General features: G+C 54.7%; 25 protein-coding genes and 1 tRNA gene. 18 read left to right on the forward strand and 8 right to left on the reverse strand.

Annotated features, from left to right (window positions below):
* Window positions 1–54 precede the first annotated feature (54 nt).
* The 3 genes from RT120_RS10285 to rnt all read left to right on the forward strand — a co-directional run bounded on the left by RT120_RS10285 (window position 55) and on the right by rnt (window position 2,387).
* Window positions 55–1,158, forward strand: a complete 1,104-nt coding sequence (locus RT120_RS10285; RefSeq protein WP_312982371.1) for an alkene reductase — start codon at window positions 55–57, stop codon at window positions 1,156–1,158.
* A gap of 74 nt (window positions 1,159–1,232) precedes the next feature.
* Window positions 1,233–1,640, forward strand: a complete 408-nt coding sequence (gene gloA / locus RT120_RS10290) for a lactoylglutathione lyase (RefSeq protein WP_002433542.1) — start codon at window positions 1,233–1,235, stop codon at window positions 1,638–1,640.
* A 96-nt stretch (window positions 1,641–1,736) separates the two neighbouring features.
* Complete coding sequence (rnt, locus tag RT120_RS10295; RefSeq protein WP_312982372.1) at window positions 1,737–2,387, forward strand: ribonuclease T; 651 nt, start codon at window positions 1,737–1,739, stop codon at window positions 2,385–2,387.
* Between the two features lie 44 nt (window positions 2,388–2,431).
* On the opposite strand, the gene RT120_RS10300 is transcribed toward rnt, so the two are convergent.
* Window positions 2,432–2,773, reverse strand: coding sequence for a Grx4 family monothiol glutaredoxin (locus RT120_RS10300; RefSeq protein ID WP_125293445.1), 342 nt, complete (start codon window positions 2,771–2,773; stop codon window positions 2,432–2,434).
* A gap of 332 nt (window positions 2,774–3,105) precedes the next feature.
* Here RT120_RS10300 and RT120_RS10305 point away from each other — a divergent pair, with 332 nt between their 5' ends.
* Both RT120_RS10305 and sodB read left to right on the forward strand, forming a co-directional pair.
* Window positions 3,106–3,954, forward strand: coding sequence for a C40 family peptidase (locus RT120_RS10305; protein ID WP_312982569.1), 849 nt, complete (start codon window positions 3,106–3,108; stop codon window positions 3,952–3,954).
* A gap of 119 nt (window positions 3,955–4,073) precedes the next feature.
* Window positions 4,074–4,655, forward strand: a complete 582-nt coding sequence (gene sodB, locus RT120_RS10310) for a superoxide dismutase [Fe] (protein ID WP_312982373.1) — start codon at window positions 4,074–4,076, stop codon at window positions 4,653–4,655.
* Between the two features lie 36 nt (window positions 4,656–4,691).
* Here sodB and RT120_RS10315 read toward each other — a convergent pair whose 3' ends face one another.
* Together RT120_RS10315 and RT120_RS10320 are read right to left on the reverse strand one after the other, a co-directional pair.
* Entirely contained in the window at window positions 4,692–5,858 is a 1,167-nt protein-coding gene (locus RT120_RS10315) for an MFS transporter (protein ID WP_312982375.1), read from the reverse strand.
* Between the two features lie 245 nt (window positions 5,859–6,103).
* Window positions 6,104–6,193 (reverse strand): YnhF family membrane protein, encoded by a 90-nt coding sequence (locus RT120_RS10320; protein WP_125293449.1) that lies wholly within the window; start codon window positions 6,191–6,193, stop codon window positions 6,104–6,106.
* A 287-nt stretch (window positions 6,194–6,480) separates the two neighbouring features.
* Here RT120_RS10320 and purR point away from each other — a divergent pair, with 287 nt between their 5' ends.
* Complete coding sequence (purR, locus tag RT120_RS10325) at window positions 6,481–7,506, forward strand: HTH-type transcriptional repressor PurR (RefSeq protein ID WP_312982377.1); 1,026 nt, start codon at window positions 6,481–6,483, stop codon at window positions 7,504–7,506.
* A gap of 15 nt (window positions 7,507–7,521) precedes the next feature.
* On the opposite strand, the gene punR is transcribed toward purR, so the two are convergent.
* Window positions 7,522–8,433 carry a DNA-binding transcriptional activator PunR gene (punR, locus tag RT120_RS10330; protein WP_312982380.1) on the reverse strand — a complete coding sequence of 304 codons (912 nt, stop codon included), beginning with the start codon at window positions 8,431–8,433 and terminating at the stop codon, window positions 7,522–7,524.
* Between the two features lie 123 nt (window positions 8,434–8,556).
* On the opposite strand from punR, the gene punC reads away from it, so the two are divergent.
* Together punC and cfa are read left to right on the forward strand one after the other, a co-directional pair.
* Entirely contained in the window at window positions 8,557–9,759 is a 1,203-nt protein-coding gene (gene punC, locus RT120_RS10335) for a purine nucleoside transporter PunC (protein WP_312982383.1), read from the forward strand.
* 251 nt (window positions 9,760–10,010) lie between these two features.
* The gene (gene cfa, locus RT120_RS10340) at window positions 10,011–11,159 is read left to right on the forward strand and encodes a cyclopropane fatty acyl phospholipid synthase (RefSeq protein ID WP_312982385.1); all 1,149 of its coding nucleotides are present in this window, start codon (window positions 10,011–10,013) and stop codon (window positions 11,157–11,159) included.
* Window positions 11,160–11,192: 33 nt separating this feature from the next.
* On the opposite strand, the gene RT120_RS10345 is transcribed toward cfa, so the two are convergent.
* Window positions 11,193–11,828 (reverse strand): riboflavin synthase subunit alpha, encoded by a 636-nt coding sequence (locus RT120_RS10345; RefSeq protein WP_312982387.1) that lies wholly within the window; start codon window positions 11,826–11,828, stop codon window positions 11,193–11,195.
* 220 nt (window positions 11,829–12,048) lie between these two features.
* Between RT120_RS10345 and mdtK the strand changes: the two genes are divergently transcribed.
* Window positions 12,049–13,422: an MdtK family multidrug efflux MATE transporter gene (gene mdtK, locus RT120_RS10350; RefSeq protein ID WP_312982389.1), complete on the forward strand. Its 1,374-nt coding sequence runs from the start codon at window positions 12,049–12,051 to the stop codon at window positions 13,420–13,422.
* A 175-nt stretch (window positions 13,423–13,597) separates the two neighbouring features.
* Window positions 13,598–13,674, forward strand: a tRNA-Val gene (locus RT120_RS10355).
* A 35-nt stretch (window positions 13,675–13,709) separates the two neighbouring features.
* Here RT120_RS10355 and RT120_RS10360 read toward each other — a convergent pair.
* From RT120_RS10360 to RT120_RS10370, 3 genes are read right to left on the reverse strand one after another with little or no spacing between them, the layout of a single operon-like run.
* Window positions 13,710–14,231, reverse strand: coding sequence for a hypothetical protein (locus RT120_RS10360; RefSeq protein WP_312982392.1), 522 nt, complete (start codon window positions 14,229–14,231; stop codon window positions 13,710–13,712).
* A gap of 46 nt (window positions 14,232–14,277) precedes the next feature.
* Window positions 14,278–15,063, reverse strand: a complete 786-nt coding sequence (locus tag RT120_RS10365; RefSeq protein ID WP_312982396.1) for a general secretion pathway protein GspB — start codon at window positions 15,061–15,063, stop codon at window positions 14,278–14,280.
* Between the two features lie 10 nt (window positions 15,064–15,073).
* Window positions 15,074–16,657 (reverse strand): peptidoglycan-binding domain-containing protein, encoded by a 1,584-nt coding sequence (locus tag RT120_RS10370; protein WP_312982399.1) that lies wholly within the window; start codon window positions 16,655–16,657, stop codon window positions 15,074–15,076.
* A gap of 735 nt (window positions 16,658–17,392) precedes the next feature.
* On the opposite strand from RT120_RS10370, the gene gspD reads away from it, so the two are divergent.
* Genes gspD through gspK form a run of 8 tightly spaced genes read left to right on the forward strand, consistent with a single transcriptional unit; the run spans window position 17,393 to window position 25,227 of the window.
* On the forward strand, window positions 17,393–19,372 hold the full coding sequence (gene gspD / locus RT120_RS10375) for a type II secretion system secretin GspD (protein WP_312982571.1): 1,980 nt from the start codon (window positions 17,393–17,395) through the stop codon (window positions 19,370–19,372).
* Window positions 19,373–19,387: 15 nt separating this feature from the next.
* Window positions 19,388–20,869 carry a type II secretion system ATPase GspE gene (gspE, locus tag RT120_RS10380; RefSeq protein WP_312982401.1) on the forward strand — a complete coding sequence of 494 codons (1,482 nt, stop codon included), beginning with the start codon at window positions 19,388–19,390 and terminating at the stop codon, window positions 20,867–20,869.
* Complete coding sequence (gspF, locus tag RT120_RS10385; RefSeq protein ID WP_312982403.1) at window positions 20,869–22,074, forward strand: type II secretion system inner membrane protein GspF; 1,206 nt, start codon at window positions 20,869–20,871, stop codon at window positions 22,072–22,074. Before gspE ends, gspF begins: the two co-directional genes overlap by 1 nt.
* An 8-nt stretch (window positions 22,075–22,082) precedes the next feature.
* Window positions 22,083–22,559, forward strand: a complete 477-nt coding sequence (gspG, locus tag RT120_RS10390) for a type II secretion system major pseudopilin GspG (RefSeq protein WP_312982406.1) — start codon at window positions 22,083–22,085, stop codon at window positions 22,557–22,559.
* Window positions 22,556–23,059, forward strand: a complete 504-nt coding sequence (locus tag RT120_RS10395; RefSeq protein WP_312982409.1) for a GspH/FimT family pseudopilin — start codon at window positions 22,556–22,558, stop codon at window positions 23,057–23,059. Before gspG ends, RT120_RS10395 begins: the two co-directional genes overlap by 4 nt.
* Before the next feature lie 2 nt (window positions 23,060–23,061).
* Window positions 23,062–23,436, forward strand: coding sequence for a type II secretion system minor pseudopilin GspI (gene gspI / locus RT120_RS10400; protein ID WP_312982412.1), 375 nt, complete (start codon window positions 23,062–23,064; stop codon window positions 23,434–23,436).
* Window positions 23,429–24,172, forward strand: a complete 744-nt coding sequence (gene gspJ, locus RT120_RS10405) for a type II secretion system minor pseudopilin GspJ (protein ID WP_312982416.1) — start codon at window positions 23,429–23,431, stop codon at window positions 24,170–24,172. Before gspI ends, gspJ begins: the two co-directional genes overlap by 8 nt.
* Window positions 24,169–25,227, forward strand: coding sequence for a type II secretion system minor pseudopilin GspK (gspK, locus tag RT120_RS10410; protein ID WP_312982418.1), 1,059 nt, complete (start codon window positions 24,169–24,171; stop codon window positions 25,225–25,227). Before gspJ ends, gspK begins: the two co-directional genes overlap by 4 nt.
* Window position 25,228: the final 1 nt, after the last annotated feature.

The raw sequence follows: 25,228 nt of genomic DNA on the forward strand, positions 1-25,228 counted from the left end.
CAGGTGCTTTTTATTTCAAACGTTGCTAGACGACCGGTCTACTCAGGAGTTTATATGTCATCAGAAAAACTGTTTACCCCATTAAAAGTGGGCGCTGTCACCGCGCCGAACCGCGTGTTTATGGCTCCGCTGACCCGTCTGCGCAGCATTGAGCCGGGCGATATCCCGACCGCCATGATGGTGGAGTATTACCGCCAGCGCGCCAGCTCCGGTCTGATCATCAGTGAAGCGACCCAAATTTCCGCTCAGGCTAAAGGTTATGCGGGTGCGCCAGGCCTGCACAGCGATGAACAGATCGCCGCCTGGAAGAAAATCACCGCCGCCGTTCATGAACGCGATGGCCGTATCGCGGTACAGCTGTGGCACACCGGGCGTATCTCCCACGCCAGCCTTCAACCAGGTGGCGAAGCGCCGGTCGCTCCTTCGGCGATCCGTGCGGAAACCCGCACTTCTTTACGTGATGAGCAGGGTCACGCTATCCGCGTTGACACCTCAACGCCACGCGCGCTGGAAACAGCAGAGATCCCAGGTATCGTGAATGACTTCCGCCAGGCGGTCATCAATGCCCGCGTAGCCGGGTTCGATCTGGTGGAACTGCACGCCGCCCACGGCTATCTGCTGCACCAGTTCCTGTCCCCGGCCTCTAACCAGCGCACCGACGCCTGGGGCGGCAGCATCGAAAACCGCACCCGTTTAGTGCTTGACGTGGTGGATTCGGTCAGCGATGCCTGGGCGTCCGATCGCATCGGCATCCGTATTTCACCGCTGGGTCCGTTCAACGGCCTCGACAACGGCGAAGACCAGGAAGAAGCCGCGCTGTATCTGATTGGCGAACTGGCGAAGCGTAACCTGGCCTACCTGCATATTTCCGAACCAGACTGGGCAGGCGGCAAGCCTTACTCCGATGAATTCCGCGCTAAAGTGCGCCAGCAGTATCCAGGCGTGATCGTTGGCGCAGGGGCTTACACGGCAGAAAAAGCCGAAGCGTTGATTTCCAAAGGCTATATCGATGCCGTGGCGTTTGGCCGCGTTTATATCGCTAACCCGGATCTGGTAGAGCGCCTACAGCATAAAGCGGAACTGAACGCGCAGAAACCGGAGCTGTTCTACGGCGGCGGCGCGGAAGGCTATATCGACTACCCGACGCTGCAATCGTAATTGATAGCGGCGACGCATCGCCGCTATACTAAAATTCTCTTGATGGCTAAAAACTTACCGATAACGAGGATGTTATGCGTTTACTTCACACCATGTTACGCGTTGGCGATTTGCAACGTTCTATCGATTTCTACACCAAAGTGCTGGGCATGACCCTGCTGCGCACCAGCGAAAACGAAGAGTACAAGTACTCTCTGGCCTTCGTGGGCTACGGTCCGGAAAGTGAAGAAGCGGTTATCGAGCTGACTTACAACTGGGGTGTGGACAGCTATGAACTCGGCACTGCATACGGCCACATCGCGTTAAGCGTTGATAACGCGGCTGAAGCCTGCGAACGCATTCGCGCTAACGGCGGCAATGTCACTCGTGAAGCGGGCCCGGTTAAAGGCGGCACCACGGTTATCGCCTTCGTTGAAGATCCAGACGGTTACAAAATCGAACTGATCGAAGCCAAAGACGCCGGCAAAGGCCTCGGCAACTGATTACCTGGCGGGCGCTAACTGCGCCCGTCCTGCTGCAACTCCTCCCTTTTTTTGCCATAATACGCGCTGCTTTTATTCCCCAACATAGAGACGCTGATGTCCGACAACGTTCAACTTACCGGTCTGTGCGACCGTTTTCGTGGTTTTTATCCCGTCGTGATTGATGTGGAAACTGCCGGATTCAACGCTAAAACCGACGCCCTGCTGGAAATTGCAGCCGTCACGCTAAAAATGGACGAACAGGGCTGGCTCGGTATCGACGAGACGCTGCACTTCCATGTCGAACCCTTCGAAGGTGCCCTGCTACAACCCGAAGCGCTGGCCTTTAACGGCATCGATCCCCATAACCCGCTGCGCGGCGCGGTCAGCGAATACGATGCGCTACACGCCATTTTTAAAATGGTACGCAAAGGCATTAAAGATCGCGGCTGCAACCGGGCGATTATGGTGGCGCACAACGCCACGTTCGATCACGGTTTTTTGATGGCGGCGGCGGAACGCGCCTCGCTGAAGCGCAACCCTTTCCACCCGTTTGTCACCTTTGATACCGCGGCGTTAAGCGGCCTGGCATTAGGGCAAACCGTGCTGGCGAAAGCCTGCCTGGCGGCGGGTATCCCGTTTGACAGCACCCAGGCGCACTCGGCGCTGTACGACACCGAACAAACGGCGCTGCTGTTCTGTGAAATCGTTAACCGCTGGAAGCGGCTCGGCGGCTGGCCTGTGCCGCCGCTACAGGCCGACGAATAAACAAAAAAAGCGACCTCTGGTCGCTTTTTTTATGCTTGCGCGAATTATTCCGCGTCAGATTCTTTGTGTTTCTCAGCCGTTTCTTTGATCAGCTGTTGCAGTTCGCCGCGCTGATACATTTCGATAATGATATCGCAGCCGCCGACCAGTTCGCCGTCTACCCACAGTTGGGGGAATGTCGGCCAGTTAGCGTATTTCGGTAGCTCGGCGCGGATGTCCGGGTTCTGCAGAATATCAACGTAAGCAAAACGTTCGCCGCAAGCAGACAGCGCCTGCACGGCCTGAGCGGAGAAACCGCAGCTCGGCAGTTTCGGAGAGCCCTTCATATACAGCAGGATTGGGTTTTCAGCGATTTGGCGTTCAATTTTTTCGATTGTGGTGCTCATTGTCTTGCTTCCTCAAGCTTCTCAGGCAAACAGCCTGTATTTTACTGGTTATCAGGGAACCGTGTAAATCGGGTAGATACAACGCCACAGTCCCGGTAAACATGTGGCAAGAATAACATTTTCACCACGTAAAGCCTTACTCTTTCACTCAACTATTGTGCAAATAACCATCATGCAATTCGCCAGTTGGTTATTTTATTTGCGCCCGGTACCAAAACAGCGTTTTGGGATAATAACTCTCTTACCTTAGAGCAATTTTATAGATTAGAATCGACGGGTTTTTGGAAATCACCCGCTGGCATGATTGTCAGCTTAGTTCAGGGGAACGCTCAGTGGCGCGGATGAATAAAGTTTCGCTTACGCTTTGTGCTCTATTTTTTGCCTCTTTAAGCTTTACGCCATTAGCTCAGGCGTCGGAGAACGCACGTCCCTCAGCCGTGCATAAGCAAGTCACCAAGACCAAGACCAAGACCAAGACCAAGACCAGCAGCAAAAAGACCACGACCAGCAAGACCGCAGCAAAGAAAAAAACCACGAAAACACCAGCAGCAAAGACCGCGAAAGCAACCAGCGCTAAAAAAATCACCTCCGGTAAAAAAACTACCACCTCTTCCAAAACCGTAGCCAAAAATCGTCGGGTAGCTCAACCTGTGACCGCCGCTGCGGACGTCGTCAAACAGACCTGTACCACATCCCGAAAGACCGGCAAGAAAAAGTGCGTGACGGCAAAAGCCAGCAAGCCGACCAGCATTGCCGAAGCGCATAAAATGCGGGTGCAGAAAGCGCAGCAAACCGCTATGAATAAACTGATGGGCCAGATTGGTAAACCCTACCGCTGGGGCGGCTCTTCGCCACGTACCGGTTTTGATTGCAGCGGGCTGATTTATTACGCCTATAAAGATCTGGTGAAGTTCCGCATTCCGCGTACCGCCAATGAAATGTACCACCTGCGCGATGCCTCGCCGGTGAACGTGGCGGAACTGGAAAGCGGCGACCTGGTGTTCTTCCGCACCCGTGGCCGCGGCACCGCCGACCACGTGGGCGTGTACGTCGGCAACGGGAAATTTATCCAGTCGCCGCGCTCTGGTCGCGATATTGAAATTACGTCTCTCAGCGAAGATTACTGGCAGCGCCATTACGTGGGTGCACGCCGCGTAATGACGTCAAAAACTATTCGTTAATCCTCCCCCTGCCTGGCTAACAGGCAGGTAACTTCATCTTTTGCTTACCCTTTTGATTTGCTACCCTAAAGCCACACTAAATTTGTGGAATTTAGTGAAACATAATAAGGAGTGAAGCAATGTCGTTCGAATTACCTGCATTACCGTATGCCAAAGAGGCCCTCGCGCCGCATATCTCCGCTGAAACCCTGGAGTACCACTACGGCAAGCACCATCAGGCCTATGTCACCAATCTGAATAACCTGATCAAAGGCACCGCGTTTGAAGGAAAATCACTGGAAGAGATCGTGCGCAGAGCTGAAGGTGGGGTTTTCAATAACGCTGCACAGGTGTGGAACCACACCTTCTACTGGCACTGCCTGGCACCTCAGGCGGGCGGCGAGCCGACCGGCGCGCTGGCTGACGCCATCAACAAGGCGTTTGGCAGCTTTGCGGAATTTAAAGCGCAATTTACCGATGCGGCTATTAAGAACTTTGGTTCTGGCTGGACATGGCTGGTGAAAAAACCCGACGGCGCGCTGGCGATTGTCTCAACCTCTAACGCAGGGACACCGCTGACCAGCGACGCTAAACCGCTGCTGACGGTGGACGTGTGGGAACATGCTTACTACATCGATTACCGCAACGCCCGCCCGCAGTATCTGGAGCACTTCTGGGCGCTGGTAAACTGGGAGTTTGCGGCGAAAAACTTCGCCGCCTAAGCCCCATCACGGAGAAGGTCGCCCTTCTCCGTTTTTTTATTCCGCCGCACACAGCGTCTCGCGTTCACGTCTTGAAGACAGCACCACCAGCGCCAGCCCGACCGCCGCAATCATTGCGCCCATCACCGGCACCATGCTGAACCCTAACCCCGCCTGGATCACCGCGCCGCCTGCCGCCGCGCCCAGCGCATTGCCCAGGTTAAACGCCCCGATATTTACCGATGACGACAGTCCCGGCGCTTCGCTGGCAACGCGCATTACGCGCATCTGCAACGGCGGCACCACCGCAAAGGTCGCCGCGCCCCATACCACCATGCTCAGCGCCGCGCCAAATTCACTGCGCGCCAGCCACGGAATAGCGGCCATAATCACGATCAGCAGCAGTAAAAAGCCTTTCAGGGTGCCGGTCACGGATTTATCCGCCAGTCGGCCACCCAGCCAGTTGCCGAGGGAAAAACCGACGCCAATCAGCACCAGCATCGCGGTAACAAACAGCGGCGTGGCGTGGGTAACGTGCTGCAATACCGGCGAAATATAGGTATAGAGCGTAAACATCGCCCCCGCGCCTAAGACGGTGGTTAACAGTGCGCTGACCACCTGCGGACGCATCAGTACCGATAACTCTTTTTTCACGTCCGGGCGTTCGCCTGCGCCGCCTTTCGGCAGCGAGAACCACAGGCTAACCATCGAAATCACACCGAGGCCCGCCGTCGCCAGGAACGACATCCGCCAGCCGATAGTCTCGCCGAGCCATGTGGCAGCAGGCACGCCGCCGATATTGGCAATCGTCAGGCCCATAAACATCGTGGCGACCGCGCTGGCCTGTTTATGCTTCGGCACTACGCTTGCCGCGACCACCGACCCCAGGCCAAAAAACGCGCCGTGGTTCAGGCTGGTGATAATGCGTGAGACCATTAAAGTGGCGTAATCCGGCGCGATGGCGGAAAGCACATTGCCGAGGGTGAAAATCGCCATCAGGAAGATCAGCGCGCTGCGCCGTGCGCGATGAGACAAAAGCAGCGTCATCAGCGGCGCGCCAACCATCACCCCCACCGCATAGGCGCTGATGAGCATTCCGGCTGCGGGGATCGAGACATCGACACCTTTGGCGATGACGGGCAACAGCCCCATCGGTGAAAACTCAGTCGTGCCGATCCCAAACGCGCCGATAGCCAGCGCCAGCAACGGATAATTTATTTTCATAGGTGAATTCCAGAAATCGTGTCGCTTCACGTGTGTTTACTACACGGCGACCTGTCGCAAAAAAGAAGCAAAGAGTGACATTTGTCACATCAGAAAGGAAGTAACCATTTTGGCAAAAGATTTTTGCGCAAATGTGAATAATGAAGTGAAACAGAGGTGGGAGCCAGGAAAGGGAACCAAACACCAAAAAATAGCCATTTTCTGGTGTTTGTAATTGCCAAACGCGGTCGAAATGCAATTTCTGTTTAGTTCAGTACCGCAACTAAACCGGTTGCCACAATCAGTCCCAGCACGATAACGGTCGTCACCAGAGAAAATTTCAGGTCTGTGCTCATTTTTGCTCTCCTTGTTACCCACATTAAAAGTGTGTGCAGATCATTTTTGCATAAATTCAGACAAAATTACCACGGGATTTAAGCTGATATGCGTTTTCCCTCTTCCCCTTTTGCGCAAGATCAGACAAAATCCGTCGCTACCTTATTTTTCACCAGCCATTGACCCCCTCCTTTTAATGTCGCAATCCCCGACATACTGCAACCGAAATGTTGCGGACCGAGGTTGGCATAGGCAAACGTTTAACCTGTGATGAACAGGGGCTCGGAGAGGGTCTGGAGTAACAAGAATGGCAACAATAAAAGATGTCGCTAAACGCGCAAACGTTTCCACTACAACTGTGTCGCATGTGATTAACAAAACCCGCTTTGTTGCGGAAGAAACGCGCAATGCAGTTTGGGCAGCCATCAAGGAATTGCACTATTCCCCGAGCGCCGTGGCGCGCAGTTTAAAAGTTAATCACACCAAGTCTATCGGTTTGCTGGCGACCAGCAGCGAAGCGCCCTATTTTGCTGAAATTATCGAAGCCGTGGAAAACAGTTGTTTCACCAAAGGCTATACGCTGATCCTCGGTAACGCCCATAACAACCAGGAAAAACAGCGCGCCTATCTGTCGATGATGGCGCAAAAGCGCGTCGACGGTTTACTGGTGATGTGCTCCGAATACCCGGAATCCCTGCTGTCGATGCTGGAAGAGTATCGCCATATTCCGATGGTGGTGATGGACTGGGGCGAATCCAAAGCCGACTTCACCGACTCGGTGATCGATAACGCTTTCCAGGGCGGTTATATGGCCGGGCGCTACCTGATTGAGCGCGGCCACCGCGAAATCGGCGTGATCCCCGGTCCGCTGGAACGTAACACCGGCGCGGGCCGTCTGGCCGGTTTCCTGAAAGCGCTGGAAGAAGTGCAAATCAGCGTGCCGGAAAACTGGATTGTGCAGGGTGATTTCGAGCCGGAATCAGGTTATCGCGCCATGCAGCAGATCCTCTCACAGCAGCCGCGCCCTACTGCGGTGTTCTGCGGCGGCGATGTGATGGCGATGGGCGCGATTTGCGCCGCCGATGAGATGGGCCTGCGGGTGCCGCAGGATATTTCGGTGATCGGTTATGACAATGTGCGCAACGCGCGCTATTTCAGCCCGGCGCTGACCACCATTCATCAGCCAAAAGATTCCCTGGGCGAAACCGCGTTTAATATGCTGCTCGACCGCATCGTGAATAAGCGTGAAGAGTCACAAACCATCGAAGTGCATCCGCGCCTGATTGAACGCCGCTCCGTCGCGGACGGTCCGTTCCGCGATTACCGCCGTTAATCTTCCTGGAGCCGGTTATTCCGGCTCCATCAACCACTCCCGGTTCAGCGTTTCGCTATCGCCCAGATAATCCAGCAGCCACAGCAGCGCAGGCGAAGTATCGGTCTGCTTCCAGGTGAGGCAGCACGGGGAGTCCGGGAACGGGTCGTCCAGTTCCAGCTTTTTCCAGCGCCCTGCCACCACCGGGTCGTGCGCCACATGCGCAGGCACCATGCCGACGCACAAGCCGTTGTTTAAACACGCCACCGCTGTCGCCCAGTCTGGCACCACTACGCGGCGCTGATTATCCAGCAGCCAGGTGGTGCGCTTGGGCAACGAGCGCGAGGTATCTTCCAGTACCAGCGACGGCCACTGGCGCAGTTGGTCATCGCTGAGCGGTGTTGGTTCCGCCGCCAGCGGATGGCTGGCGCTCACCACACACTGCCAGCTTAGCGGCCCCATATCGCGAAACGCGAACCGTCCGCCCACCGGGATCGCCTGGGTCGCGCCAATCGCCAGCTCGACGCGCCCGTCCGACAGCGCATCCCACACGCCGTTAAACACTTCCTGGGCGACAATCAGTTCCACATCGTCGAAATGGCGATAGAAATCGAGGATTAGCTGGCGGGTGCGCGTCGGTTTGACGATATTATCGACCGCAATAGAGAGCTGCCCGCGCCAACCGTTGGCGATCTGCTGGCATTGCTGGCGCGTGACCATCATTTTTCTGATAACAGAACGGCCCTCTTTTAAAAACCACGCCCCGGCAGGCGTCAGCTCCACTTCCCGGTGACGGCGGATAAATAGCGGAACCGCCAGCCATTCTTCCAGTTGTTTAACGGTATAGCTCACCGCCGACGGCACCCGGTGCAGTTCCTGCGCCGCCGCGCTGAAGCTGCCGTTACGCGCCACCGCATCAACCACTTCCAGTGAATATTCAGACCACATGTTCTGCCTGCAAAAAATTTGAAAGGAACGTGCAAATATTAACGTTTCACAAGGACGATTGCACTTTTGTACACTCCTGCGTCCGTAATAAGCGTTATCAGATCAAAAAAGAAGAGAATTACCATGCGTCCTTCACGAGGTTTTTTAGTGTGGCTGGCAGGGTTAAGCGTTCTGGGCTTCCTGGCTACCGATATGTATCTACCGGCGTTTGCCGCCATTCAACAGGATTTGGGCACTGAGGCGTCCGCCGTCAGCGCCAGCCTGAGTTTGTTCCTGGCCGGGTTTGCCGTTGCGCAACTGGCGTGGGGGCCATTGTCTGACCGCTATGGTCGTAAACCGATTTTACTGGCTGGCCTGAGCATTTTCGCCGTGGGCTGTCTGGGCATGCTGTGGGTAGACAATGCCGCCATGCTGCTGGCGCTGCGCTTTGTCCAGGCGGTAGGCGTCTGTGCCGCTGCCGTAACCTGGCAGGCGCTGGTCACCGATTATTATCCGGCGACCCGCACCAACCGCATTTTCGCCACCATTATGCCGCTGGTGGCGCTGTCGCCTGCTCTCGCCCCGCTGTTAGGCAGCTGGCTGCTGCATCATTTCGACTGGAAAGTGATTTTCCTGGTGCTGTTTGCCGTCACCCTGGTATTGATGATCCCGGCGCTGCGCCTGAAACCGCGCGCGCCGTCGCACCATGCCGATGCGCCGTCGCTCAGCTTCATGACGTTGCTGCGTTCCAAAACCTACCGTGGCAACGTGCTGATTTACGCGGGCTGCTCCGCCAGCTTCTTCGCCTGGCTCACCGGCTCGCCGTTTATCCTTAATGACATGGGTTACGGACCGACGGCCATCGGCCTGAGCTATGTGCCGCAAACCATCGCGTTTCTGATTGGCGGTTACGGCTGTCGCAGCGCGTTGAAAAAATGGCACGGCCCGCAGATGCTGCCGTGGCTGTTGATCCTGTTTGCGCTGAGCGTGGTCGGCACCTGGGGCGCAGGGCTAATGCCGAATGCCAGCCTGACGCTGGTGCTGATCCCGTTCTGCCTGATGGCGGCGGTGAACGGCGCAATTTATCCCATCGTGGTGGCATCTGCCCTGCAACCGTTCCCCCAGGCGACCGGCCGTGCCGCCGCGCTGCAAAACACCTTGCAGCTGGGCTTGTGCTTTATTGCCAGCCTGGCAGTGTCCTGGTTGGTCTCTTCCGCACCATTGCTCTCTACCACCAGCGTGATGCTGTCTACCGTGCTGATTGTCGCTCTGGGCTATCGCATGCAGGCCACTGACCGCGCAACCGCGCGGCTGCGTGAGCCTGCAACCTCATCGCAAAGCGTCTGATCCGCCTTGCAAATTTAATTAGACTGCTAATCATTTTTTATTGAACGTCTGTTGGGTGAGTTCTATACTGATTGGCAGTCTTTTAAAAATAAAAGTCTCTACGGATTTTCATTTAGCACCACGGACGGCCTTTAAGGTAAGGGCCTTCTCCCTTCCTCTGTTCTCGTCGGATTTCAGGCTCGCGGATTATCCCGCGATTTCTCGACGCCCTGCATTCAGGGCGATGTTCACCGCACAGTGATGGAGAAGCTATGAGTTCATCGTGTATAGAAGAAGTCGAGCTACGGGACAATCAGTGGTTCCGTATTGTTAATGACCTGCTGAGCAAAGCGGGTGTCGCCATTAATGGCCCTTCTCCCACCGATCTCCAGGTCAAAAATCCCGATTTTTATAAACGCGTATTGCAACAGGGATCGCTCGGTCTCGGCGAAAGCTATATGGACGGCTGGTGGGAGTGCGAACGGCTGGACCAGTTTTTTACCAACGTGATTAAAGCGGGCCTGGAAAACCAACTGCCGACCCATTTTAAAGATACCTTGCGGGTGTTGAGCGCGCGGATCTTCAATCTTCAGACGCAAAAACGCGCCTGGAGGGTGGGTAAAGAGCACTACGATTTAGGCAACGATCTGTTCAGCCTGATGCTGGACGGGCAGATGCAATACTCCTGCGGCTACTGGAAAACGGCTGACAATCTCGCCGACGCCCAGCGCGATAAACTGCGGCTGGTGTGTGAAAAACTCCAGTTAGAACCGGGGATGCGTTTACTGGATATCGGTTGCGGCTGGGGCGGCATGGCGGAGTTCGCCGCGCGGGAATATGGCGTCTCGGTGACCGGTGTGACCATCTCCGCCGAGCAGCAGAAAATGGCGCGGGACCGCTGCCAGGGGCTGGACGTCACTATCCTGTTGCAGGATTATCGCGAACTGGACGATCGCTTTGACCGTATCGTTTCGGTAGGCATGTTTGAACACGTCGGCCCGAAAAACTATGCCACCTATTTCGAGGTGGTGAACCGTAATCTTAAACCCGACGGGATTTTCTTATTACATACCATCGGCTCGCGCAAAACGGATAACAACGTCGACCCGTGGATCGATAAGTATATTTTCCCCAACGGCTGCCTGCCTTCTGTGCGCCATATCGCCGACGCCAGCGCCCGCCATTTTGTGATGGAGGACTGGCACAATTTCGGTGCAGATTACGATAAAACCCTGATGGCCTGGCATGCGCGGTTTATGGAAGCGTGGCCATCGCTTGCGGACAATTATTCAGAACGTTTTAAACGCATGTTCAGCTATTACCTGAACGCCTGCGCCGGGGCGTTTCGCGCCCGGGATCTGCAACTCTGGCAGGTGGTATTTAGCCGTGGGATCGAAAACGGTTTACGCGTGGCGCGCTAAACAAAACCCCGGTTTCCCGGGGTTTTTTGTGGCTTATGCGTCAGGGATTATCGCGGCCGCGTCACGCGCCGCCAGTACGCGTTCTACCGTATCCACCACCGCCTGGGTTTGCGGATCGATTTCAATATTAACCCGCTGGCCGAGCTTTTTATTTCCTAGCGTGGTGCGCTGAAGCGTCTCGGGAATTAAATAGACGCAGAAGCGGGTGGCGGTCACCTCGCCTACCGTCAGGCTAATACCATCGATGCCAATAAATCCTTTATGCAGGATATACTTCATCAGGGTGGCGTCCTGCGGCTTAAACCAGATTTGGCGGTTATTTTCCGAGGTTAATATTTTGGATACTTCCGCCGTGGTCATAATATGGCCAGACATCAAATGTCCGCCAATTTCATCACTGAATTTCGCGGCGCGTTCGATATTCACCTTATCGCCGACGGCCAGCTCGCCCAAATTAGTGATTCGCAGGGTTTCTTTCATTAAATCAAAGCTTACCTGGTTGCCATCAATCTGCGTGACAGTCAGGCAACAGCCGTTGTGCGCGACCGATGCGCCGGTTTCAAGGCCCGGCAGCAGCGACGGCGGTAATTCCACCACATGGGTGCGGAAATTCGGTTTTTCATCAATGGCGATAATTTTCGCCACGCCCTGGACAATACCGGTAAACATAAGGCTAACTCCTGAATAACAGTAAACTGGCGAGGTGCCATTCACATAATGCATGCACAATAACAGGTGAAAATTGCGCATGCCAGTAGGTTGCACAATTCACTGGCTTAATAATGAACTCCCGCTACAATAGTCTGACTATTCCCCTGCAACCTCTTCTTGCTGCCACGTTTGGCGGCTTTCTGTTTTGTCAAATAACAACAATATAAAAGGTGTTCTCGTGCAGAAGTATTTTGTCGAAGCGCGTCAGTTATTAGCCCTGGCGATCCCGGTGATCCTCGCGCAAATCGCCCAAACCTCCATGGGGTTCGTCGATACGGTCATGGCCGGTGGTTACAGCGCCACCGATATGGCCGCCGTCGCCATTGGTACGTCTGTGTGGCTGCCCGCCATTCTGTTTGGTCACGGACTGCTGTTGGCGCTCACGCCGGTTATCGCCCAGCTTAACGGTTCAGGGCGGCGCGACCGGGTGGCGCATCAAATTCAGCAGGGTTTTTGGCTGGCAGGAATGGTGTCACTGTTGGTGATGTTCGTATTGTGGAATGCCGGTTACATCATTCATGCCATGCACGATATCGATCCGCTGATGGCGGATAAAGCCGTTGGCTACCTGCGGGCGCTGCTGTGGGGCGCGCCGGGCTACCTGTTCTTTCAGGTGATGCGTAACCAGTGCGAAGGGCTGGCAAAAACCAAACCCGGTATGGTGATGGGCTTTATCGGCCTGCTGGTTAATATCCCGGTGAACTACATCTTTATTTACGGTCATTTCGGCATGCCGGAACTGGGCGGCGTCGGCTGCGGCGTAGCGACGGCGTCGGTGTACTGGGTGATGTTTATCGCCATGCGTTCTTACGTCACCCGCGCCCGTTCAATGCGCGATATCCACAGTACGTCAGGCTTCCAGAAACCGGACTGGGCGGTGCTTAAGCGCCTGACCCAACTGGGCCTGCCCATCGCGCTGGCGCTGTTTTTCGAAGTGACGCTGTTTGCCGTGGTAGCGCTGCTGGTATCGCCACTGGGGATTGTTAACGTGGCCGGGCACCAGATCGCGCTTAACTTCAGCTCGCTGATGTTCGTTTTACCGCTGTCACTCGGCGCGGCGGTGACAATCCGCGTGGGTTACCGTCTGGGTCAGGGGTCGACGCTGGAGGCGCAAACCGCAGCCAGGACCGGGCTGGGTGTGGGCGTCTGCATGGCGGTGTTCACCGCCCTGTTTACCGTGATTTTCCGCGAGCCTATCGCCCTGCTGTATAACGATAATCCAGCGGTTATCACGCTCGCCACCCAGTTGATGCTGCTGGCGGCGATTTATCAGATTTCCGACTCAATCCAGGTGATCGGCAGCGGCATTCTGCGTGGCTATAAAGATACCCGCTCGATTTTCTTTATTACGTTCACCGCCTATTGGGTGCTGGGGCTGCCGAGCGGCTACATTCTGGCTCTGACCGACTGGGTAGTCGAGCCGATGGGTCCGGCGGGTTTCTGGATGGGCTTTATTATCGGCCTGACCTCGGCGGCGATCCTGATGATGCTGCGGATGCGCTTCCTGCAACGCCAGCCGTCGTCGGTGATATTGCACCGCGCAGCGCGCTAACCGTTAAGGGCGTCTTCGGATGCCCTTTTTCATTTCACGCTAAGGCGCTGATTACTTTCTCCCCGTTTTGCGCAGTTGCTCAGCAATCGCGTGAAATGTGGAAGAAAATTGCCATTTTCCCCTTGCAAGCCTCCAGGGGTGCCGCTAATATTCGTCTCCGCTGTCACACAGTAATGCGTTCATAGCTCAGTTGGTTAGAGCACCACCTTGACATGGTGGGGGTCGTTGGTTCGAGTCCAATCGAACGCACCATTTCGTTCAGTTCCGTTTCACCGGTTTATTCGCTTTCAAACCACTCCACATTCCCTGGCAAGACTGATATCGCCCGTTACGCTTCCCTGCACGCGAAAATGACGCCAGAACCAAAGTCGCTTCCACGGCGTTAAAGATTCGTCAGTCCGGGCGTACCGCTTGCGCGGCATAGTGCCTATCAGGACCACATCGTCCTGCGCATGGCTCAATAGTTTTCGTAGCGATCCCTGGCGGAGCAGATCCCGGCCCTGGCATACCCAGTACGTCGCTATGCCCTGACGGCTGACGTTCTCAATTAACGCCAGTGTGCCGTCCTCAAGCATGAGGATAACCGGCAGCATCTCATTGCCCCAACTCAGGCCATGACGTTTTACGCAGTTCAGCTCCAGCCCCATTAACACAGCCAGTCGCTCAAGCAATTTGTCGCGCTGGGTCATGTTTTCCATGCACAACTGCTGCCGGATGGTGGCGATATTTAAGGTCAGACCAAACGTTGACGCACTTCGCGCCAACAATCTTAGCCAGGACTCGGCTTCATTGACGGATATTGTCATCATTTATCCTTGTGGATATGCGTATTCAACCGGTCAAGGACGGCAACCGCTAGGGTTTCCAGTCCTTAAGCGAAGGTAACGAGTAGGGTTTCCCGTCGATTTTTACAATCAGTTGATCGGTGGTGATTTTGCTGATCACCACATTCTTCGCCAGGCTATCGCCCTCCTGGTAAAGATGGTTGTTGAGTTTGACGCGGCTTTTACTGCCGTCTGATGAGTACATATGTGACTGATATTTTAGATACGGCAGACGTTGGCGCATGACATCCGGCGGATCGTCAGTACGCTGTTCGCTGCCATTCTCGGCATCGCGCGTGGCGGCCGGGACAGCTTCATCCATGACACCCTGCGGCACCGCAGAGTTATATTCGCGGCTCTGTTCGCGTAGTGCCATCGCCAGTTTTTCTCTCAGTTTTGCCGAAATTTCATCTGAACTGCCGTCCGGCGGTGACATCAACGCGCTTTCCTGGAACGTGGGGGCGTCATTTTCAGGCGGTGTATTAAGCGGCTTCAGCAACGGGGAAGCGGCGAACAGCGCGTTTTTGAGATCGCTGACATCACCCTGGGTCACCGGCAGCGCTTTGGTGGTATAGACATAATGCACATCGGAGACCTGAGTTTCCGGCTGCGCCGCGTGGATAACCGGCGGCGGTGGCGGGTTGCGCAGATCCCAGTAAAGATGCAAATAACTGCCGCCCACCGCGGCGGCAATCCCGCCAATGCCGAATGCCAGCAGCAACAGGCTATAGCTTTTCCAGGCCCGTGGGCCACTGGCCAGACGAACCCCACGGTTAGTTTGCAGACTTTCATACGCCGCAGTGCGGATATTGGACATGTTCAGCCCCCTATTGTTTGACGGCTACCGCTGCCAGCTCGGTTGCAGTGTCCTGTGGTTTAGTTTCCTGGGTCTGGACTTTTTGCAATTGCAGGGTATGGCCGGAGGCGTCTTTATCACGGATAAGCCCAGGCGATTCGCCGGAGGCGATAAGCAGCTTCATCAGCGTGCTCTCACCGATTTGTCCGTCAACTTTTATCCCCTTTTTGCGCTGGAATTCTTTGATGTTGTCTACCAGCGCGGCAGACCATCCGGGCGCGCTATTTTTAGGTTTCATCAACGCCCGGCTGAGCATTTTATTGAGCCAGGCAATTTCACTGGCGTCGCTTTTCGCATCCACTTTGCTATTGCCTTGCGGGGTCAGGCGATACAGTAAGACGTAATTCCCGGTAGCGGCGCGTTTGAACCAGTCGCGCGAGACTTGCCAGGTTTTGTTGCCCATCAGTAAATCCATATCTGCCGGTCCGCTGCGTACCACGCTGGCATATCCCACCTGTTCACCCACGCGCAGCTCCGCAAGCCAGGGATACCCGTTTTTCTCAAGAGCGGACACCGGGCTCTCTCCGCGCTTGCACTGCAACTTCGCCCGCCCGGCCTCTTCGCAAAACGCCTCTTCGAGCGGAACGTCATATCCCCATACCCGGAAGAGCTGGCGCATCGCTGCGACGGGTTGATCTAACGCGTCCTCAATTTTATCGAGGGGTTTGGCCGTAGGCTCGGGCGGCTGTTGCGCCCAACTTGCAGGGAGTGGCAATAAGGGCGACGTGTGCGGCAATACATGCCAGCCCGCCGCGATAAAAGCGCCCAACCACAGCACGCTGGCGGCCATGCCGAGCGCGTAGTGGCGTTTTTCAAGGGTGAGTTCTTTTAGCGCACCCCTCAAGTGGCGCGGTTTGATACAGGTACTGCGTTCAGCAAAAGCGGCCAGCAAGGTAAAATCAGCCACTTTGCTAATCAGAGAAAGCTTGCCATGACACCGTGAGTAGATTTTGCGAATTTGCCAGTCAGAAAACAGCAACGCTTCCCGACCATTCCATTGATGCTGATAAGCGAACCAACGGCGGACCTCATGATAATGAGGCGCCCGGACCGTTATAGAGGTATTGACTTCCGCCAACATGCCTGGCGTTGTTTTTAGTGTTTCCGCGAGCGATTTACTGCCTGCCAACAATATGACAATGTCAGCGCCCTGATTACGCGCTTTATCAAGGTGCTTACGTAAAATACGTTTATGTACGAGCGTAAAATTATCGACAATATGTAATATCAGTAAATAACGGCTGTCCCACATGCTATTTTTATCTGTGAAACCGATACAGTCTGCAATTTTTTTGTCGAAATCTTTCGCCGAAAGGTTATGGGTTAATTCCACCAGGCAGCCTGGCAATTCACTGTGCAGGCGTAACCGCGCTATTAGCGCCGAGATAATCGCTTCATCGTCGCCATACAGCCCGATGCTGTCTGATTCGTTGCAGGCATGCGCCAGCATAAGCTCAACGCCCGCAAAGTAATTTATATAACTGCGCTGCTTCGCCTCCTGAAACAGGAGTTCTTTGAAGGGTGCCTCGGCGAAACCGAAATGTGTGAGATACATATTTCTTTTACTCCACATTTATCATTTGGAATGAAACAAATATGAATTCCATTTCGAAAACCGCGCTGAAACATCCATTGAATAGGCTTTCTGCACCCGCCTTTCTTTTATTAATGAAAGTAGTGCGGAATTTTTTCGATCGTTTTTAAACGACACTTACAGCTATAGGTTGAATGCCCGGCAATGTCAAGAAATGTCACTTTATTTAAAATCCGTTTAAAATCACACATGTATATAAATAGCTACTTTCTTTCTTGTTTGATTTAATGGCGCAAAATGCATAAGTCGAAATAACAAAAAAGCTGTCTCCCCTCAGATAACAAACGGTTTTTCCCTGATGTATAAGCCTGCGTTACGCAGTCGGCGGACATTTTTTTCATTATCAAATAAAATTTTTAATCATTCAGGCGAAGCAGCCTGTTTTACATTCGCTTAGCGTCGATTAATTTAGCTACCCATTTCATCGGTAACGCTAAAACAAAAAATAAATTAGCACGCGAATTAAAATAAAATGACGGGTACTTTTATCTAAAAAAATAACCTTGCTTTTACCTGTGAATAACCAAAAATATTATATTTAATAAATCAGCGAGATAAGATCCAAAGTTAATATTTGCGAAAATTTATTTCTAGACATTCCAAAACTCTTGAACTAAAAAATCTTTACATTCCCCTGACACAGCGCCGCCCAATATGAACGATAAATTCAGACGGATAACCCTGCTCTGCGTGGGTATGCTTTTCTGCACTTCAACGACTTCCGCAGCTGACTTTAGTGCCAGTTTTAAAAATACTGACATTCATGAATTTATTGATATCGCCGGAAAGAACCTGAATAAAACGATACTTGTCGACCCTTCGGTTCAGGGAACAATTTCAGTACGAACTTACGATTTATTGACCCAGGAACAATATTACCAGTTTTTCCTGAGCGTCCTGGACTTATATGGTTTTACGGCGATACCGATGGATAACGGCATGTTGAAAGTGGTTCGCTCATCAGTCGCCAAAACGTCGGGTGTCCCCATCGCTGATAGCCAGAATCCCGGTAAAGGTGATGAGATTATTACCCGCGTGGTGCAAATGGTGAACGTGCCGGTCAGGGATCTGGCACCGTTGCTGCGTCAACTCAACGATGCGTCCGGCATCGGTAACGTGGTCAATTACGAACCGTCGAACGTCCTGCTGCTTACCGGGAAGGCATCCGTGATTAACCGGCTGGTGGATCTGGTTAAACGCGTGGATGCCTCGGGGGCACAGCAGCGAGAAACCATTTCGCTGCGCTACGGGACCGCAAAAGAAATTGCCGACATGCTCAACAATCTCACCAACGAAGAGCAAAAAGGCCAGAGCGCCCCCCAGCTCGCCGCCAAAGTGGTGGCGGATAACCGTACCAATACGCTGATCATCAGCGGCTCGCAGTCGGCACGCGAGCGCACCCGCCGCCTGATAACCCAGCTCGATCGTTACGAAGTCAGTGAAGGGAAAACCCGCGTTTTCTATCTGAAATATGCCAACGCCACCAAAATCGCCAACGTGCTAAACGGCATAGGCGACAAAATCCAGGGCGACCAGGCCAAAGGCGGCGCGCCGGGTAAAACCCCCGCCAGCCCCGGCGCCAGCGCCAGCGGCGGCGGCAACGATCTCAACATCACCGCCGACGATCAAAACAACGCGCTGGTGATCAGCGCCCAGCCCGATGTGATGCAGTCTCTTGAACAGGTTATCGCCCGGCTCGATATTCGCCGCGCCCAGGTGCTGGTCGAAGCGATTATCGTTGAAGTACAAAACGGCGAGGGAATGAATCTCGGGATCCAATGGATGACCGAACACGGTATATCGCAGTTTACCGGCACCGGCATGGGGATTAACCGGGTGAAAATGGGTCTGGATCAGCGTGACATTGATGGCCGTCTGACCGTCACCAACCCGCTCACCAGCGTGCTGAACAGCTATAACGGGATTGCCACCGGCTTCTTTAACGGCGATTTCGGCGTGCTGCTCACCGCTATTGCGTCTGACACCAAAAACGACATCTTGTCGACTCCCAGCGTTGTGACGCTGGATAACAAAGAAGCGTCTTTCAACGTCGGCCAGGATGTGCCGGTGCTGTCCGGCTCCCAGGCCAGTACCACCGGGGATAATGTGTTTAATACCGTGGAACGCAAAACAATCGGTACCAAATTGAAAGTTACGCCGCTGATTAATGATGACAACTCGGTCCAGCTCAAAATCGAACAGGAAGTTTCCAGCGTCGATGCGACAACCACCAATAGCGCCCTTGGCCCCACCTTCAATACCCGAACCATCAACAACGAAGTGCTGGTCCGGGATGGACAGACCGTGGTACTGGGCGGGCTGGTGGAAGATTTAACCGCCCAAACGGTACAAAAAGTTCCCCTGCTGGGTGATATCCCTCTGATTGGTCAACTGTTTCGCTACACCAGTAATACCAAGGGCAAACGCAACCTGATGGTATTTATCCGTCCAACCGTGCTGCGCAACGATGTCGATTACCGCAACTCATCGCGGTCTAAATACAACTACTCCAGAGATGAGCAACTGAATCGTCAGGAAGAGAAAAAGCTCGGCATTCTGCCACCCAACGATCCGAAAACGCTGCCGCTTTACCCGGAAGGGACATCGCCCGCCGTCGTACCGAGCTCGACCGTTGCCCCAACGACCCCGAAAGGTCGTAACCCGTTCCGTAATTAAACCCGGGAGCGATTTATGGACTCGACCAGTAAAGCTTTTTGCTCTTATGGCTATGCCCGGGAAAACGGCATTGTCATGGCTGATGAACAGATCTATATCCGCGAGCACACGCCCCTGAGCGCGCTGCTGGAAATGCAGCGCATGATACAGCGCCCGTTTGCACCGGTGATCCTGACGCCAGAAGCCTTTGACGAGATCCTGGCGCGTATCTGGCAGCAAAGTACCGGCATGTCTCAGCAAATCATGGAGGACATGGATGCGGATATCGACCTGATGGCCCTGACCGAGGAGATCCCGGATAACGAAGATCTGCTGGAAAACGACGAAAATTCCCCGGTCATCCGGCTGATTAACGCCATTCTTGGCGAAGCGGTAAAAGAAAACGCGTCCGATATCCATATCGAAACTTTCGAGAAAACCCTCAGCATCCGCTTTCGCGTGGACGGCGTGCTGCAATCGATATTGCAGCACGCGCGCAAGCTGGCTCCGCTGCTGGTGTCCCGTATTAAAGTGATGTCCAAACTGGATATCGCCGAAAAACGGCTTCCACAGGATGGCCGTATTTCCCTGCGCATTGGCAAACGCGCCATTGATGTGCGCGTCTCGACCATCCCGTCGCAGTATGGCGAACGCGTGGTTATGCGTCTGCTGGATAAATCCAAAATGCAGATGAACCTGACGCAGCTCGGGTTATCGGAAGAAGACCTGCACTATATGCAGGAATTTATCGCCAAACCCCACGGGATCATTCTGGTCACCGGTCCGACCGGTTCGGGGAAAAGTACCACCCTGTACGCGGTGCTCTCCTCTCTCGATCGCAACCAGCGCAACATCCTCACCGTTGAAGATCCAATTGAATATGAGCTGGAAGGCGTCGGCCAAACCCAGGTCAACCCGCGCGTGGATATGACCTTTGCCCGTGGCCTGCGCGCCATTCTGCGCCAGGACCCCGATGTGGTGATGGTTGGGGAAATCCGCGACAGCGAAACGGCGCAAATCGCGGTTCAGGCTTCGCTCACCGGCCACCTGGTAATGTCGACCCTGCACACCAACAGCGCCACCGGCGCAATTACCCGCCTGCGGGATATGGGGCTGGAGTCGTTTTTAATCGGATCGTCGCTGCTCGGCGTCGTGGCCCAACGCCTGGTACGGCGGCTGTGCCAGCACTGTAAACAGCCGGTAGAACTGACGCCACAGGAAGCCGAAATGTTCGATTTTATGCCCTACCCGCCGAAACAGGTTTGGGCGGCGCAAGGGTGCGAAAAGTGCCGTAACAACGGCTATGCAGGCCGCGCCGGCATCCACGAACTTCTGGTGATGGATGCCGAACTGCGGCGCGCCATAAACGATAACCAGGATGAGATGACCATGGAGCCGATCCTGCGCAAAAGCACCCGTAGCCTGCGCCAGAACGGCTTACTGAAAGTGGTGCAAGGGATCACCTCGCTGGATGAAGTGCTGCGCGTGACCACCACCGGCCAGGGAGACGACGAGTAATGGCCTGGTATGCCTGGCGAGCCACGACGCCGAATGGCAAATCCGAGCGCGGCACAATGCAGGCCGACACGCCGCGCCAGGTGCGCCAGCATCTGCGCGAACAGGGCATGACGCCGGTCAGCATAGAAGAAACCGCCGCGCCGGGAGCCGGTAAGGCCGCGCGCGGGAAGAAGTTCTCCAGCAATTCGCTGGCGCTGTTTACCCGCCAGCTGGCGACGCTTACTAATGCCGCCTTGCCGCTGGAAAGCGCGTTGCGGGTCATCGCCCGGCAAACGGAAGATAAAAAATTCGCCCAGGCGCTGGTATCGGTGCACGAAAAAGTGGTTGAAGGGCATTCACTGTCGGAAGCGCTAGCGGAATATCCGCAAACTTTCGACAACTTATATCGCACCCTGGTGACCGCAGGTGAAAAAACCGGTCATCTCGGCAGCGTGCTGGATAAGCTGGCGGACTATAACGAAATCCGCCAGCAGATGAAGAGTAAATTAACGCAGGCGATGGTCTACCCGATTACGCTGACTATTGTTGCCATTACCGTTATCAGTATTTTGCTGGTTGCCGTTGTGCCGCAGGTTGTGGGCCAGTTTGTGCAAATGAAACAGGAACTGCCATTTACTACCCGCACCTTAATTGTGGTGAGTGATTTTTTAACCGCTTACGGGCTGTATATTCTGGTGGCGATAGTGGGAGCAATTATTGGCTTTCGATTCTGGCTTAAAAAAGGCAATAACCGAATGCGCTATCACCGCTGGCAGGTGAAATCCTCCCCATTACAGAAACTGGTGCGGGCGATTAACAGCGCCCGATATATACGCACCCTGAGCATATTACAGGCCAGCGGCGTGCCGTTATTAGAAGCGATGATCATTTCCGTTGATGGCCTGGAGAATTTATTTGTCCGCGAACGGTTATTAGAGGCCGCCGATAAAGTCCGCCAGGGGGCAACATTAAATTCTTCGTTAGAACAAACCCAGCTATTTCCGCCGATGATGCTGTATATGGTGGCGTCCGGCGAGGAGAGCGGCGAACTGGGCCCACTGATGGAGCGGGCCGCCGATAACCAGGACAAAGGATTGCAGCACCGCATCACCCTGACGCTGGCGATCTTCGAACCGGTGCTGGTGATTACAATGGCAAGTGTCGTGTTATTTATCGTGATGTCGATTCTGCAACCGATATTGCAACTTAACAATATGGTGGGATGAGAAACGCTATGAAAATATCAATGAACGCCGCTCGGGAATTACGTCATCAACGTGGCTTCACCCTGCTGGAAATAATGGTCGTTATCGTTATCCTGGGCATTCTGGCCAGTATGGTGGTGCCCAATTTAATGAGCAACAAAGAGCGCGCAGATAAACAAAAAGCGGTCAGCGATATTATCGCCTTAGAAAACGCGCTCGATATGTACAAACTGGATAATCACCGCTACCCGACGACCGAACAGGGATTAAATGCCTTAGTCACCAAACCGGAATTATCTCCGGTGCCGGATAACTATCGCTCGGACGGTTATATCAAACGTCTGCCGCAAGACCCCTGGGGCAATGACTATTTAATTGTTAGCCCCGGCGAACATGGTCCGATCGATGTCTTTTCTTCCGGCCCGGATGCCGAACCGAATACCCCGGATGATGTGACTAACTGGACCCTGGATAAAAAACCGGGCGATGGGCAGGAACAAAAATGATCGCCACGCGACAACGGGGGTTCACCTTATTAGAGGTGATGCTGGCCGTCATGATCTTCGCCAGCAGCGCGCTGCTGGTGGTGATGACCATCCCGGATCGCAGCGGGCCTGGCGTGTTCGGGCAGCAATTTAAAACGCTGCTGGAATACGCATCATCACGGGCCGTGATGGAGGGCAACATCATCGGGATGGTGATGACTGACCGGGAGTTTCTGCTGGTTGAGCTTAATCACAACGATGTGCCGACGGACCAGGCCGCCGCCTGGCGTCCGCTGGATGCAGGACGCGTCACTACCCGGGGCGAGTTCCCGGACAATGTGCGGATTGCGCTGGTGCCGCAACGCCTTGCGGAATCCCTGGCGTCGCCGCCGCAGATCCTGTTTTTACCGGATGGCGAGGCCAGCGCCTTTACGCTGTCGCTCAGCGCTATCGGGGAACAGCAAGGCTTTGATGTTGTGTCAAAGGGCGCAATGCCGATCACCCTGGTCAATAAGGAATAACTATGGCGCACCGTGAATCTGGAATGACATTGCTGGAAGTCATGGTTGCGCTGGCTATTTTTTCCACCGCCGCACTGGCGTTGATGAACACCATCAGCGTGAGCACCAATTATACCGGGCGGCTTGGCGATGTATTACGGGCGAGTTGGGTAGCGGAAAATATCATTGCCGAGGCACATCTGTCCTCGAATAAATTCACCCAGGAGCCGCAGCAAGATACGGTCACTATGGGCGGACAGGCGTGGCGCTGGCAGGCGCAAATGGTGAAAGACGAAGCCGGTAAACCCACTAATCAGGTCTCGGTTTACCCGCCGGAAGAGAATGCAAGTGCGCTGGTGACGTTATCGGATGCATCCGTCTGGAGCAGCGATGAATAGCAGGGTTCGCCGCCAACAGGGCTTCACATTGTTGGAAGTCATGATTGCCCTGATGGTCTTTGCGATGATCAGCATGATGGCCTGGCAAATTATCCACGGGGCCATGGAAAACGCCGCGTTTACCGATAAGCAGACGGCGAACCTGAGCCAGTTGCAACTGACCTACAGCCGGCTTGAACGCGACATGACGCAAATGGTGCCTCGCCCGGTTCATGGTGACGATAGCGCGTTTCATCAGCAGCAGCAGGCGATTGCCTTTACCACCCAGGACAACCTGGCCGCATTTGGACGCCCCGCAGAGCCGGACATTTTACGCGTTACCTGGCTGCTGGATAAGAACACGCTGTGGCGGGAATTCTCCCCTGCCCTTGATATGGCCTCGGCTACCCAGGGCACGCGGGTGCCGGTGCTGGAACATGTGAAAGCCGTGCAATGGCGCTTTTTCCAGGACGGATGGCGGCCCAACTGGGAAAGCAAAACCGACATCCCGCAGGGCGTTGAGCTGACCCTGACTATGGAAAACGACGAGCAGTGGCGCTGGGTGTTTGTCGCCACCGACGGATGGCCGCCGTTGACCACCAACGCAGGCAGCGAAGACGCTGCGGCGAACCCGGAACAGCCAAACGCCGAACCCGATACGCAAGACGGCACTGCCGCACCCGCTGACAACAAGGCGCAAGCCCCGTCAGGCGCAGCAGGACAAACACCCGCACAACCACAAGGAGGCACGCAATGAGCAAAACTCGTGAACAACGTCAGCGCGGCGTCGCGTTGCTGGTGGTGCTGATCCTGTTAGTGCTGATGTCGGTGATGGCCGCGCGGATAAGCCAGCAATTTACCGGCAATCTGCAACGTATTCAGTACCAGATCAGCCAGCAGAAGCTGCGCTGGGCCATTCTCAGCGCCGACAGCCAGATTCGTCGCGCGCTGGAGAAAGACATGGCGGATCCGCAGAAAGCCGGAGCCTTCAAGCAGCTCTGGGACGAAACGCTGGAAACCGACGTTGACGGCGCGGTGGTGAAGAGCGAAGTGGTTGACGGGCAAAATTGTTTCAACGTCAATTCCCTACTCCCTTCGCCAGAGCGCGCTGCGGCAACTCCGACCGCCACAGCCAACGCCACACCGGACAACGCCGACCCCAATGCCGGTTTGTCTGAGGAAGAACAGCGCAAAAAAGTGGTGGAATACCTGCTCAACAGTACCGGGATTAACCCGATGACCGCCGAGACGCTCTACAAACAGCTCAGCGATTATCTGGGAATTGAAAATAGCGATCCCACTGCCAGCGCCATTGATTACACCCAGGCCTACGCCGCCCAAAAACCGCCGCGCGTGCCAGCGCGTCAGATGATGTACTCCATCAGCGAGATAAAACTGTTGCCCGATTTCCCGATCGGTTATTACCCGCGCGTGGCAAAGCTGTTCTGTGCGCTGCCGACCACCCAAACCGCGGTAAATGTGAATACCCTCGGGCGCGACCAGGCTCCGCTGCTTTCTGCCCTGTTCTTCGGCAATCTGACGCCGGAAGACGTGATGCGCCTTATCGATCAGCGCCCGGAAACCGGTTGGGAAACCGTGGACAGCTTTAAAGAGCAACTCGAAAAACAGTTTCCGGTGAAAAGCCAGTCGGTAAATTTGGGCTCATATATCACCACCACCAGCCATTTTTTTACCGTGTACCACATCGGTAAAACGGACTCGTTAACGCTGCGTAGCGCTGACGGCCTGTATATCAACGCAGAGGCGGGCAACCAGATGCTGTGGTCCCGCCGTTATCGCCTTGTCGATTAAA

Origin of the sequence: Atlantibacter sp., from assembly GCF_032062175.1 — a bacterium.
Classification (GTDB): domain Bacteria; phylum Pseudomonadota; class Gammaproteobacteria; order Enterobacterales; family Enterobacteriaceae; genus Atlantibacter.